This is a genomic window from Streptomyces sp. S3(2020), from assembly GCF_013044505.1.
Taxonomy (GTDB): domain Bacteria; phylum Actinomycetota; class Actinomycetes; order Streptomycetales; family Streptomycetaceae; genus Streptomyces.
Genome location: NZ_JABERD010000007.1, coordinates 95,307 through 108,646, shown reverse-complemented (window position 1 = coordinate 108,646; position 13,340 = coordinate 95,307). Strand labels below are relative to the sequence as shown.

Here is a 13,340-nt window from a genome sequence, read left to right as displayed (position 1 = left end):
CAGGGCCCTGGGGTGGTGGACGGTCTGGGGGAGCGTAGGGGCGGGGGGAGGAGCGCCCACGGTGCTCGGGGTGGTCGCGGCGGGGGGGAAGGGGCGGCGTGTACGGGTGTTGACCTCGTGGACCGGGGGCCGCACAGCCGGCTCCGGCGCAGGCCCGCCGTCCTTCTGATCACCCGTGAGGGCGGGGTGGAGGCCGAGGGGGGAGGGGGGCTGGGAGCCGGTGGGCGCGGCGGGGCTGGACCCTGGGCCTGCACGCCGATCTGACGGGTGATCAGAAGGAGGTCGGGCGTGCGCAGGAGCAGGGTCTGCGGCTCGCGGTCCACGAGTTCAACTCCCGTGCGGGCGCGCCTTTCTCGCTCGCCGTGAAGACGGTGGACGACGGCGGTGATCCGGCCCGGGCCCTTACGGCGGCCAAGAAGCTCGTCGCCGACCGTTCCGTGCTGGCGGTGCTCGGTCCCACCACGGACGCCACCGCCCTGGCCTCGCTGGCGACGTACGACGCCGCGTCGCTGCCGCTGATCGCGGTCACGCCAGGAGCCACCGCGCTGACGGTGCTGGGGAGCCGGTCCTTCCTGCACGCCCGGGTGACGGACACGATCCTGCCCTTCTACCTGGACGCGTACCTGAGGGGTACGGCGAAGTCGCGCACGGTCGGGATCGTCGACGACCGGGCGGCGGACGCCTACGGCTGGGAGATCAGCAGTACCCTCGCCAACATCCTGCGCAAGGTCCCGCTGCCGGCCGTGCCCAAGGTGGTCAGCGCCCTGCGCACCGACTTCGGGCCGACCCTGGACGCTCTGCTGACGGGGGGCGCGGACTCGGTGGTCTTCGCCGGCTACCACGAACGGGCCGCGCTGCTGGCCCGGGAACTGCACCGCCGTGACTTTCGGGGCGCGAGCGCCGCCGCCCAAGGAGTGCTCGACGCACGGTTCCTGTCCGCGGCCGGCGACGCGGCGGACGGCTGGGCGATCGTCGCCCCGGCGATGGACGCCACCGTGGCGCCGGAGGCGAAGGAGTTCCGGGCGGCGCACCGCGAACTCTTCGGCGCGGAGCCGGAGCGGTACGCGGTGGAGACGTACGACGTGGCACAGTTCGCCGTGAAGACACTGCGGTCACTGAGCCTCAAGAGCCGCACCCGGCAGAACCTGGCCACGGCGCTGCGAGCGGGGTCGTACACGGGGATCGCGCGGAACCTCGCGTTCGACAAGGAGACGGGGGCGCTGGTGATCGACGGCAGCGGGGTCTACCTGTGGCGGGTCGAGGGTGGCCGGTTCGCCTACCAGGGCGTGGCGTCGTATCAGGTGTCCGCCTGATGGGATCAGGCGCTCACCTGTCCGACTACGGCGTTCGTCCGACGGGGCGTTGATGGAGCCGTTGCGCGGAGCCGACCCGGCCAGGATCGCGGACTACCGGCTGCTGCGCCGGCTCGGTGCGGGCGGCATGGGTGTGGTGTACCTGGGCCGTTCCCCCGGTGGCGCGCTCGCCGCCGTGAAGGTGATCCGTGCGGCGTATGCCGGCGATGCGGGGTTCCGGGCCCGGTTCCGGCGTGAGGTGGAGACGGCGGGGCGGGTCGTGAGCCCTTGGGTGGTGCCGCTGCTCGACGCCGACCCGGACGCGGAATCACCCTGGCTCGCCACGGCGTTCGTACCGGGTCCCGCCCTGGACGAGGCTCTGACGGAGTGCGGCCCCCTGCCGTACGACAGCGTCCGCGTTCTCGGGGCGCGGCTGGCCGTGGCGCTGGACGCGGTGCACACGGCGGGCCTCGTGCACCGGGACGTCAAACCCGGCAACGTGCTGCTCGCGGTCGACGGACCCCGGATGATCGACTTCGGTATCGCCCGGATGCCGGAGGACACCGCGCTCACCGCCAGCGGGATGGTGGTGGGCTCCCCGGGGTTCCTCTCTCCCGAGCAGGCCCAGGGCAGGGGCCGGGAGATCGGTCCGCCCAGCGATGTCTTCTCGCTCGGCTGTCTGCTGGTGTACGCGGTGACCGGTGAGCGCCCCTTCGGGCGGGGTTCCGCGGCCGAGACGCTGATGCGCACGATCCATGACCCGCCTCTACTGGACGGCGTACCGCAGTCGTTGCTGCCGCTGCTGCGGAGCTGCCTGGACAAGGAGCCCGCCTCGCGGCCGGGGGTGGCCGAGGTGCGGCGGGTCCTGGAGGGCGAGGGCGAGGGCGGTGGAGATGGTTATGGCGGTGGCGGTGGCTGGTTGCCGGAGCCCGTGACCCGGCTGATCGCACGCCGTTCGGCGGCCGTGCTCGCCCTGCCCGCCGTCGAGGCGACCGAGGTGTCCACCGCGACCACGGCCGTCGACACGGCTCCCACGGGCGGTGGGGGCCCCACGGGTGGTGGGGGTGCCACGGTCGGTGGGGGTGCCACACGCCGCCGCTTCCTGGCGCTCGGCTCTGCCGCCGGCGTACTGGCGGCGGGCGGAACGGCGTTGTGGCGGACGGCCGGAAGTCCAGGCCGTGCCTCGGCCCAGGGCACTTCGAGCCCGCTGCCGCGGCTGGTCGTCGCCCTGCACGCCGATCTGAGCGGCGAGCAGAAAGAGGTCGGCCAGGCTCAGGAGAACGGCGCCCGGCTCGCCGTCGACCATCTCAACTCCCTTGCCGGACGCGGCTTCGACCTGGCGCTCCAGGTGCACGACGACGAGGGCGCCACCACCCGGGCGCGACGGATCGCCGGGCAACTGGCGGCGGACGCGCGGGTCCTGGCGGTGCTCGGGCCGACCACGGACGCCTGCGCCAGGGCCACTCTCGACCTCTACCAGCGGGCGCGGCTCCCCATGGTCACGGTGTCCACCGGACTCGACGAGGTCTCCCCGACCACCTACCGGGTCTACGCGGCCACCCGCCCCGATGACTCCACCCTGGCGGCGCCGCTCGTCGCGTACCTCGTGCGCACCGTGGCGGCCCGCAAGGCGGTGCTGATCGACGACGCCGCCGAGGGCGACTACAGCTGGCGGCTGTGCTCGGGCATCGACGAGGCCGTGCGCACTGGGCAACGCACCGTCATCCGGCGCACTCTCGCCGCCGAGAGCGATACGGCCGACTTCCGTGCCCTGGCGAGGTCGGTGACGGATGCGGGAGCGGACGCGGTGGTGTTCGGCGGCGGGTATCTCCGGGCGGCACGGCTGGCCAGGGCGCTGACGGCGGTGGGCTATTCCGGCGCACGGCTGGCCGGCGGGCGCGCCCTCGACACCCGCTTCCTCACCTCGGCGGGCGACGCGGCCCAAGGCTGGGTGTTCGCCGCCGCGTTCCTGGACCCCACCCGGGTGACGGCCGCGAAGTCGTTCGTCACCACCTACCGCGCACGCTTCAGGACCGCGCCGCCCCGGTACTCCGCCGAGGCCTACGACGCGACGCACTTCGTGGCCCGCGCCATGGCGGCCCTGGGGGCGTCGCACGCCGAACGGGGCGCGATCGTGGGCCAGTTGAGAGAAACCGACTACAAGGGGATCACCAAGCGGCTGCGCTACGACTCGGCCACCCATCGCTACACGGACGCGATGTACCTCTTCCGCGCGACGCCGGGCGCCTTCCGCTGCCTGGGCGACTACCGGGACGCCACCACCTGAGCCTGCCGGGTCGACGGCACCGGCCGCGACGAGACGCCCATGCGTACTTCCGAGACCCGGAAGACTTCCCTGGAACCGTCCCGTGCGTATCAGCGTGCAGATACGGGGAGCGCCGGGGGCGCAGTGCCCCATCGGGACCGGCCTGTATGGGTCGACAAGCGGATACGAGTACGGACCACATGGATTCGAGTCACGATGACGTAGCGGAATTCGCGTTGCTGCTGAGGCGTTTGAAGGAAGGCACCGACCGCAGCTACGCGGCACTGGCCCGTCGGCTGGACATGCACCCCTCCACCCTGCATCGGTACTGCTCCGGAGAGTCGGTCCCGCAGGACTTCGCCGTAGTCGAGCGGTTCGCTGCGCTCTGTGGTGCCTCCCCCGAAGAGCGCACGGAGTTGCACCGCCGGTGGATCCTGGCCCACGCCGCGCGCCAACGACCAGGACCTTCCCGCGCCCAGCAGGCTCCAGCGCTCCACTCCAGCACGAACGCAGGGGTGTTGATCGACGCCGCTGGAGATGTCGCATCGACCGCTGCCGACATCGGGGACAGGCAGGACGTGGCGGCACCCAGGGCGATCCCATCGGCCGTTGGGCGTTCCCGGCTGCGATCCGTGCGGTGGACGGTGCTGGCGGCTTCGCTCGTCGTCGCGTTGCTCGGTCTGACCGCGTCCGCCGCCGGGCCTCCCTCCGCGTCGGCCACACATGACGGCGGCGGCCCCCAGGCGAACCGGTCCGGCGCGGGTACGGTCCGACCCGTGGCTCCCCTCACCTGGACCGCCCGTGGACGCACCGGTTGCGGCGTGGCCTACGTCGTAGCCAAGGCGCCGGGGCAGGTCCCGCAGCCGCCGCACCCGGAGGACACCGAGGCGTGGGTCTCCTCCCAGCGGGCGGTGCACGCAGGCGCCACCGATGTACAGATCACCGTGCAGGGACGCGGCTCCGCCGCCGTGGTCCTTGACGCTCTTCACGTGCGTATGGTCAACCGCGACACCCCCGCCGCGGACCGCGGCACGGTCTACTCCCTGGGCGACGGCTGCGGCGCCGGCATCGTTCCTCGGTACTTCTCCGTGGACCTCGATGCGTACCAACCCCAGGCCCGTTCGATGCCCGGTGACAACGGGGCGGGCACGAAGATCCCCGCGATCGACTTCCCCTACCGGGTGTCTCTTCAGGAGCCCGAGGTCTTTGTGGTCTCGGCACTCAACGAGTCCTGCACCTGCGACTGGTACCTCGATCTGACGTGGTCCTCGCAAGGCCGCACCGGCACGGTTCGCATCGACGACCACGGGCGTCCCTTCCGCAGCACCAGCATCAAGGGACTGGACGGCTACCGGTACGACCGCATCTACCACCGCCCCGGCCGCTGGGTCCCGATCCCCGCCGCCAACATGGAAGCGTCCGACGGCTGACGAAGCAGCGTCGCCCGGCCCGCCTCCGATCGACGGCGGGCCGGGCTTGGGCCGGGCAAGGCGGCGCGGACGCGGCGTCAGGGAGTGTGCTGTCAGCGGGTGTTCTTGGTGCGGATGTCGGTGACGTCGCCGTACACCGGCTCCAGCTCCACGACGAGGTTGGTCGTGACCGTCGGAGACTCCCCGCCGCCGAAGGAGTGGGTGACGACGATCTCGCCGCTGTTGCGCCCCTCGCTCACCGTCCAGTCCACGGGGACGTTCTGGGCACGCAGGACGCCGTCCAGGTTGTTCTTCTTCTCCCACGCTTCCAGCCGCTGTGCGAAGGCCGGGGTCAGGTAGTGCGCACGCAGTGCCTTGGCCAATTTGGCATCCGGGCCCGCGGGGGCGTCCTTGGCGTCGACGTACGCCCCGTAGAAGTCGGCGACCCGGGTCACCGAGTCACCAGTCCTGCCACTCACCGACCGCACCGCGGCGGGGGTGGTGCTCGTGGTGCGGATGTCGCTGATGCCGCCGATCGGCTCCTGCTTCACCACGAGCCTGGTCACGGTCGTCGGAGACTCCCCGCCGCCGAAAGCGAGGGTGACGACGGCCTCCAGGCCGTTGCGGCCCTCGCTCACCGTCCAGTCCACCGGAACGTTCTGGGCACGCAGGAGACCGTCCAGGTTGTTCTTCTTCTCCCACGTCTCCAGCCGCTGTGCGAAGGCCGGGGTCAGGTAGTGCGCACGCAGCGCCTTGGCCAATTTGGCATCCGGGCCCGCGGCGTCGTCCCGCGAGTCGATGTAGGCGCCGTAGAAGTCGGCGACCTGAGTCACCACGTCACCGTTGAAGCCGGTGACCGAACGCGGCCCGGTGGACGCCTTCGCGGATGCCTTGGCGGGAGCGGTGACTGCGCCCTGGGCTGCTACCTGCGTCGACACACCGAGGGCAACGGCCAGGACGAGTCCGGCGACGGCCGCACGGCGGCCCGGGCGACGGCGTGCGTGGGTGTTCCTGCTCATGCTGTTGGTTCCTTCTTCTCGTGATCCCTATGGGTTCGCTACCGGTCCGCGCCGACTCTCCCGACAGGCACGGGCACCCGACACGGGCACACCGATGCCCGGTGGGCGGGCATGGGGGAGAGTCGTCAGCAGACTCCTCGGCGCTTTCGGATACGCCTCGGTCGGTGCGACACCCACAGGTTCGAAGACACCCGGGAGCCACCGCAACCACTACCGCCCAACCCGCGACGACGCAACCGTCTCACCCACCCTGAGCTGCGGAAACACGTGCTGCCTGAGACGCCGTACTGAGATGCTGAGACGTCCGTCCACGAGCTGCGGTGGGCGAAGGCGGGGTTGAGGTGTCTCTCAACTCCTCGCCCCTGAAGACGTCTGGGCTGTCGCCGAGGGGCTGGGTCCTGGCGGCCGGAGGTGGTGGCGATGCGGAGGATTCCGAGCCGCGCTCGGCACGGCGCCCACCGTGCCGAGAGGGCGTACCCGGAAGTTGGCAGCGATCAGGTAGCTGCCCCGGGCCGTCGGCCAGCGGCACCAGCAGCAGGGACAGGCTGAACCACGGGAAGCCGGTGACGATCGTGGGGCCGATGCCGATCCGCCGCACCACGCGAGGTGCGGCGTAGGCGCCGGCGGTGAACTTCCGGTCTTCGTAGAACCGTTGGACGTCAGTAGGTGGTGGCCAAGATCAAGGGGCCGATGACGACGTCAGAGCCGGTTGCATGGTGCACGGGCGGCAGAGCAGGCTCCGGCTGGCCTACCGGACCTTGCGGGACCTGCAAAAGCGCGGTTCTCGAGGGGGCATGGCGTGCAGCGAATGCCGCTCAGTGGTGCAGCGAACTCTGCCGCGTACGCACCCAGGGTGGCATTCGAACCGCTGTGACCTGCGATTTTGTCTCTGCGTGGTGTGGGAGCGTTTAAGCGCGGTCCCACAGTTGACTTCGACAGCGTGAGGCGGCCCCGCCCGTTCGACAAGGACGACTACGAGCAGCGACACGCAGTCGAATGGGGGACGGATCGCCTCAAGGGCCACCGGGCCGTCGGTGAGGTCGACTCGGGGCGTCCTGCCGATGTTTCCACCAGTGGGTTTTCGGGTCTTCAAAGTTGAGCGGTGCTGAGGTGTCCGCGGGTTCGGCGGGTGGTGACGCAGGCAGTCCGTAGGCGCTGGTTGTCGGGTACGGCGCCTGTGACCCAGGTCTCAGTGCGACCGTGCAGCAGATGAGGCGGTGTTCACGTCGAGGAGAGGTGACAGGAAGGGAGGCGCGTATGGAGACGGACTTCCAGGCCTTCGTCGCCGCGAGGTCGACCGCGCTGTTCCGGGGAGCCTTCGTCCTGACGGGCAACCGTGAGGCGGCGGAGGACTTGGTCCAGGAGACCCTGGAGCGGGCCTGCCGCAAATGGCGCACCATCGCCGGGAAGGACGCTCCGGACCTCTATGTGCGGCGGATCATGGTGAACCTGGCCAACGACCGCTGGCGCAGGTTCCGCCGCCTGGTCACGACCTCCGATCCGGAAAGCGGTGACAAAGCCGCCCCGGGAGACGAGTTCGGACAGGTGGACAACCGGGACCAGTTGGTGCGCGCCCTGCAACAACTTCCCATGCGGATGCGCACGGTCGTGGTGCTGCGGTATTTCCACGACCTCTCCGACATCGAGATCGCAGCCGACCTGGGCATATCGCCCAGCACGGTGCGCTCCCAGCTCGCCCGCGGGATCGAGAAGCTCAGAGACCAGATCCCCGTACTCTCCGCCCCTTCACCACGGCAGCACACGGAAGGAATCCGATGAACTCGTACGGCGATGCACGGTCTTCCGGCTGCACACCCTTCGAAGAGGAACTGATGAACGCCATGAACCGGTTCGCGAACTCCGCAGAGGCCCCCGACTTCGACGCGCCGCAGATCCTGCGCCGTACCCGGCGCAGGCGCACCGTCGGCATCGCCGCCGTCGCCGCCGCCCTCATCGCGGCGGGTGGGGGCACGGCCCTGGCCACCTCGATCGCCGGCGGCGGCAGCTCGACCTCGGCGGCCACCAGCACGGCCACCAACAGCTCGACCCCGGCGGCTACCAGTACGGCCACCAACACCGACACCACCACCATGCTGTACCTCTTCCCCGACGGCCAGACCGTCCCGATCGACTTCGCGGGCTGGAGTCTGGACGGAGCCAAGACGTACTTGGAGAAGACGCAGACGACACTCGGCACTGTCACGAAGAAGGCCGTCAAGGGCTGCAAGCCGGGCTCGGTACTCGGCGTGTCCCCGCACGCCCCGAAGACCGTCAAGACAGGCGACACGGTCAACTTCACCGTCTGCGCCGGCTGACCAGGCCCTGAGCCAGTACAGACGCCCGCCCCTGCGTCAATCAGGGGCGGGCGCCCGTACCAGCATCACACGACCAGGCAGCAACATCATGCCCAGTTGGCGCCCAACTCCGCGAGTGCGTTGCGCTGGTCCCGGGTGACTTAGTCGAGTCTTCGATCTTGAGCGGTGTGCCTGCTCAGGGACTCTGACGTCTCGTTACGCTCAGCGAGGGCAGTTGGTGGCTGCTACCGGGGCCGCAGGCGCGCCAGGAGCCCAGGGCAGCACACGGCCGCGGTCCCTCTCAGTGACCACGGGTGCGGCTTCGCGCCCTTCGCCAGCATCGCTACGTACTCTTCGATCCGACGCGCTCGACCTCAACCTTCTTGGCGTCCTGGATCCGGTACAGGATCGCGTAGTGGTTCTGCCGGTCCAGTGTCCAGTGTCTCGAAGAACTCCGCCGCGGCCGGGTCGGCGGTCAGAGCTCCCGGCGGATGCATCCGGCCCTGCTCGATCAAGGCGGCCACCTTGTCCCGGTTGGCCTTGGACCACTTGCTGCGCGGCTTGCGCGGGGTTAACCGCCGGAGACACCACTGGTCATCGAACTTGGCCTTCTGGCCGTCGTTCCAGCCTTGGCAGAGTGCCGCGTCGAGCGCCTGGTTGCAGTCCAGCGCGGCGATTCCGGGGCCCATCTCGCGAAGCTTGAGCCAGATGCTGGGCGAGTCGGCGTGGTTCTCGCCGAGCCGTGCCTGGAATGCCTCGGCGGATTGTCATCAGGCATTCGGCACGGCCCCGGATGGGGGATGCCCGTGGGCCAGAGTGATCATCTCTGTTCTTGCCGCCGAACGATGATGCAGGAGCCAAGGGTTCGGTCAACTATGCGACGTTGCCGCTCGACCTCTACGGGGTGTCCGTCGCGCGGGTTGACCGGCTGGCCGACGGAGGACGCAGGGTCCACCTGGTCACGGCCGACGAGACAGCCAGGGCCAGCCCGGCCTCCGGGGGTCTTCGCCACCCGGGTGAAGGGATCGGCGGTGGCCCGGGCGCGCGATCTCCCGTACGGCGAGAGCGGATTGGAGTTCCGCTGGCACAAGCGCCCTGAAGGTGCCGCGAGGTCGGCTGCCCTCGCCGGCCCTTCAACGAGCAGATCCCGCAGATCCCGTCCGGTGCCGGGCTGACTGCCCGGCTGCGGGGTGCGGCCGGGTGCCGCATACGGGATGCCGGCTTCACGGTCATCCAGGCCGCACAGGATCCGCAGCTGGCTCGCAGGTCACAGTCCTGGGCATCAACGAGACCCGCCGAGGACGGCCGAGCTGGGAACAGGATGCGGAGACCGGCAAGTGGTGCCTGACCCGGGCCGCCCGTGCGACCGTCCGGATACCACCGTGCCCCAGGAACCGGGCCTCGGCCCCCGTCAACAGCCGCCGCTGCCGCTCGTTCAGATAAGGGAACAACACCCCGAACGTCACAGTGAGTTGACCACGAACCTCATCGGAGACGCCCGTAGCAGACCAACGAACCGAAGCGTGCGAAGCAACACCTTGTTCTCTGCGAGCCCTTAGGCCAGTATCTCGCGCAGCAGCCGCGCGTTCTTCACCACCTGGCTTGATCCGGCGCGCCCCGCGGCTGCTGTGACCTCGGGTATCTCGCCTTGCGCCGCACAGCGGGAAGCGCAGTCGACGCCGAGGGCGAGCAGTGGTCCGGTACCCCGGACCGCGGGGTCGCGCAGCAGACGAGGCAGGACGGTTTCGAGCACGGACCAGACGGTGGCGTACGCGCCGGTGTCGGCCGCCGTCCGCAGGGAGGCGGTCACGCGGTTCGCCTCGATCCACTTGCCGCGCAGCATCTCGGCCAGCTGCCGTCCCAGCAGACCGGTGTCCAGCTGTCCGCGCGCGGCGAGGACGAGCAGCGCGTCCACCGCCGCGTCGCGCTCGCCCTGTTGGTCGTATGTGAGGGTGTCGGCCAGTGCAAGGTGCAGCGCGAATCCCGCCGGGCCACCGGATTCCGCGGCGAACGGCAAGGCGTGGGCCCAGCCTCGCCTGGACACGTGGTACCTGAAGTAGTCGCGGGCCAGCACGAGTTCGCGGTGGTGCGGCAACTGGGCCAGCCAGAAGGGGACCATCGGGTCGTAGAGGCCGCTGTCCCGGTGCGGCCCGATCAGGGTCGCGGCGGACGGGAGCAGCGCAGGGCCGGGGGTCGGCCCGGGGGGCAGGTGGCTCAGCCATTCCGTCGGGTGCTTGCCCGCGTGGGTGTCGGGCCAGCCCGCGTGGCCGGAATCCCGGTGCGGCAGACCGCCCTCGCGCAGCCACCGCGCCAACCGCTGCCCGGCGTCGGACCCGAGCTGCCCGGCCGCGCCCAGCGTTGTCTCGTCGGCGGTCGGGGTGACGCGCAACAGCGCTTGGGCCAGGTCGACCGGCGCGGGCGTGATACCGAGCCCGTCGAGCACCGCGAGCCGCCGCACGAGTACGGCGGCGTCCAGCGCACCCGTGGCATCGGTCGGCACGGACAGCAGGAACGGCTGCGCGTCACTGTCGATGATGTCGATCGCCTCGGCCAGGCGAGCCCGCAGCAGATCCCCCGCCGGGGAGGAGTCGTTGCGCCAGATGCGGGCGGTGAGGCACTTCCTCGGCTGGTCGCCCCGCAGCGCCCTGGCCACGTCGTACACGTCGGACTGGGTGAAGTCGACGACCTCACGGGGTTCCTCGCGCATGACCGGCCGCAACGCCTGGACCAGCGCGGCCCGGTCGAGGTGGGCGTGGCGGACCAGTCCGTCCAGGACACGCTCGAACGTCACCACGTCCTTGTCGTTCGCGACGACCGCCGCGAGCTCTTCGGCGACCTCTACGGCCGTCTCGATGGGCCCCGGCACCGGGCGCGGCTCGGGCACGACGGGCAGCATGTCGGCGTACTGTCGCACGAGTTGGTCGGTGCGACGGTCCGCCGCGGTGCCGAAGAGATCGGCGGCCCGGGCCATGAGACCGGGGCTGATCCGTGCGGCGGCCGTGCGCAGTTCGGGCAGTACCGGGTCGCCCGCCGCCTCGAGGTGCCGGGCGATCACATCGAGGGCGCGCTCCTGTACGTCGACGTCCCGGTGGCCGAGGGCCGTCGCCGCGTCGAGAACGGTCCGGGCAGCGCGTGCGGGGTCCTTGCGGGCCGCGCGGTCGAGCCGGACGAGCTGGGCACGGGCCAGCTTCTTCTCCGGTCGTAGCAGGACACGCTCGCACGTCTCGGTGAACACGTCGGGCTCCAGCAGCCCGGCCTCGTCCAGACCGGTCAGAACCTCCTGGGCGTAGGAGGCCACCGGCGACGACCGGTCGAGCAGTGCCACATGGTCCCGGAGGGCGAGTACGTTCTCGGCCTGGGTGAGGTCGAGGGCGCGCAGGTACGCGAGTGGCGTCGCGGTCTCCCTGCGCGTGCCGTCCTGGAGCAGCCGGGCGAGCAACGGCAAGGCGAGCGCGACGCGTTCGCAGGTCAACAAGGCGTGTTCCGCGGGCGTGAGGGCGAGTTCCGTCAGCGCGACAGGGGAGTTCCACTCGGATTTGCTGCGGGCCAGGTCGGTGAAGACGCGCCGGATCAGCGCGGCACGGTCGACCAGACCCTCCTCGGCGAGGCTGATGAAGACGCCCAGCCTGGTCTCTTCCCTGATGTACGAGCGGCCTCTGGTGGTGAGGAACTCGTGGAACGAATCCGCGCCGAGCAACACACCCGGTCGCTCCAGCGCCAGCGGGAGGAGCATCGGTGACAGGTCGTCCGTGCGCAGCCGTTCCAGGAAGGTGGCGTCCGGCCGGGGCCTGCCGCACAGGTGCGCGGGAGGCCCCCAGTCGTTGCCGCGCCAGGACAGCCAGCTGCTGATGAACCCGTCGGAGGTCGGGACGGGACAGCCGGTGTCGTGGACGAGGTGTTCGACGAGGTCGGACCTGAAGATCATCCCGGGCACGTGCGTCGACCGCTCGCCGAGTTGTGCGGCCAACTCGGCCCGCCAGGCCACGGGGTGGAGGTTCACGACGTCGAGCATCCAGACGCCGTGGAGGGGCAGAAAGAGCGGGTTGGCACCGTACCCGGGCCGCAGGATCCAGTCGGCTGCGGCCACGGGGTCGGTCCGGCAACCGAGTTCGGCGGCGAGCTGCGCGGCTCTCTCCTTCTCGGGGACATGGCGCCAGTCGGCTCCCATCGGCGCCCGCCGGGCCTCCAGAGCCTCGGCCTGTGCCGCGCGCTCGTCCGGCGTCAGAGTGCCGAGTTCCCTGAGTACTCCGCTGACGTCGCCGGCTTCCGCGAGTTGGACCAGTGTCATCGTGCCGTCTCCGATCGTGCCGCGGTCGCTGCCGCTGTCCCTGTCCCTGTGACGTACGTTCGCGCGTCCGCCGCCGTGCCGCGCACCATGCCCACCGCGAGCATGTGCTTGCGGGGGCCGCGCCCGCCCCGGTACTTCGCCCACCGGAAACAGGTGCAGCTCAGCTGCGCCGACTCGTCGTCGGTGCGGACCACATGGGCGTCGTCGCCCTTCCCGACCCGGGGGTTGTGCGTCTCGGCGGCGCCCGCGCGGTAGGGCAGATGGCGGTGGCAGTACGCCTCCTCGGCGAGGTCGTGGCCGATCTGGTCGGACGTCCCCATGCGTGGTCAGCGCGGCGCGCACCCGGCCGGCCGGCGAACCGGCCTGCGCCGAAAGCTCGGTGCCATCGATCCTCGGCTCCCAGGCGAGCAGCTCGGCAACCCGTTCCGCGTCCGCTGCCGCGGGCTCGGTGGCGAGGTCGTGCAGCACTCCGCCCTCGCCGGAGAAGCCGCGCGAAGCACTCGGCGAGAGGACCAACGTCAGCCGCATGCCGGGTAGTTCGACCTCCCAGGCGACGGCGGCGGCCCCGTCCGCGGCGTCCGGGGTGGCCGGCGCGTACACCCGTACGGCCGTCGCGTGCCGCAGGACCGTCTGGAGGGTCAGCAGGTACACGGCCCCCGGAGTAGGCCTGGTCGTGGGACGCAGGGTGCGGCCTGCGGACGCCACCCAACGGTTCGTACGGGCATCGGACCGCTGGGCGGGCCGGGGCAACGCCCGCAGCACGGCGGCCGCC

At 70.9% G+C, this 13,340-nt stretch carries 8 protein-coding genes and 2 pseudogenes; 6 read left to right on the top strand and 4 right to left on the bottom strand.

Annotated elements, in window-relative coordinates:
- The first annotated feature begins 242 nt into the window (after positions 1 to 242).
- From HLK59_RS04545 to HLK59_RS52315, 4 genes and pseudogenes are all read left to right on the top strand, one after another.
- Positions 243 to 1,313 (top strand): branched-chain amino acid ABC transporter substrate-binding protein, encoded by a 1,071-nt coding sequence (locus HLK59_RS04545; protein WP_346779647.1) that lies wholly within the window; start codon positions 243 to 245, stop codon positions 1,311 to 1,313.
- 52 nt (positions 1,314 to 1,365) lie between these two features.
- The gene (locus HLK59_RS04540) at positions 1,366 to 3,579 is read left to right on the top strand and encodes a bifunctional serine/threonine-protein kinase/ABC transporter substrate-binding protein (protein WP_171139894.1); all 2,214 of its coding nucleotides are present in this window, start codon (positions 1,366 to 1,368) and stop codon (positions 3,577 to 3,579) included.
- A gap of 146 nt (positions 3,580 to 3,725) precedes the next feature.
- Positions 3,726 to 3,965 (top strand): annotated as a pseudogene (locus HLK59_RS52320) (helix-turn-helix transcriptional regulator); the annotation flags it as partial.
- Positions 3,966 to 4,334: 369 nt separating this feature from the next.
- The gene (locus HLK59_RS52315) at positions 4,335 to 4,988 is read left to right on the top strand and encodes a hypothetical protein (protein ID WP_346779648.1); all 654 of its coding nucleotides are present in this window, start codon (positions 4,335 to 4,337) and stop codon (positions 4,986 to 4,988) included.
- A 92-nt stretch (positions 4,989 to 5,080) separates the two neighbouring features.
- Here HLK59_RS52315 and HLK59_RS04530 read toward each other — a convergent pair whose 3' ends face one another.
- On the bottom strand, positions 5,081 to 5,986 hold the full coding sequence (locus HLK59_RS04530; RefSeq protein WP_171139892.1) for a hypothetical protein: 906 nt from the start codon (positions 5,984 to 5,986) through the stop codon (positions 5,081 to 5,083).
- A 1,257-nt stretch (positions 5,987 to 7,243) separates the two neighbouring features.
- Here HLK59_RS04530 and HLK59_RS04525 point away from each other — a divergent pair.
- Positions 7,244 to 7,765: a SigE family RNA polymerase sigma factor gene (locus HLK59_RS04525; protein WP_171139891.1), complete on the top strand. Its 522-nt coding sequence runs from the start codon at positions 7,244 to 7,246 to the stop codon at positions 7,763 to 7,765.
- A gap of 53 nt (positions 7,766 to 7,818) precedes the next feature.
- Positions 7,819 to 8,301, top strand: coding sequence for a PASTA domain-containing protein (locus HLK59_RS04520; protein ID WP_240982196.1), 483 nt, complete (start codon positions 7,819 to 7,821; stop codon positions 8,299 to 8,301).
- Positions 8,302 to 8,654: 353 nt separating this feature from the next.
- On the opposite strand, the gene HLK59_RS04515 is transcribed toward HLK59_RS04520, so the two are convergent.
- The 3 genes and pseudogenes from HLK59_RS04515 to HLK59_RS50790 form a co-directional block, all read right to left on the bottom strand.
- The gene (locus HLK59_RS04515) at positions 8,655 to 8,969 is read right to left on the bottom strand and encodes a hypothetical protein (protein WP_240982195.1); all 315 of its coding nucleotides are present in this window, start codon (positions 8,967 to 8,969) and stop codon (positions 8,655 to 8,657) included.
- An 866-nt stretch (positions 8,970 to 9,835) separates the two neighbouring features.
- Complete coding sequence (locus tag HLK59_RS04510; protein WP_171139889.1) at positions 9,836 to 12,568, bottom strand: DUF6493 family protein; 2,733 nt, start codon at positions 12,566 to 12,568, stop codon at positions 9,836 to 9,838.
- Positions 12,565 to 13,339: pseudogene (locus tag HLK59_RS50790) on the bottom strand (SWIM zinc finger family protein); the annotation flags it as partial. The pseudogene HLK59_RS50790 and the gene HLK59_RS04510, both read right to left, overlap by 4 nt.
- Between the last annotated feature and the right edge of the window lies 1 nt (position 13,340).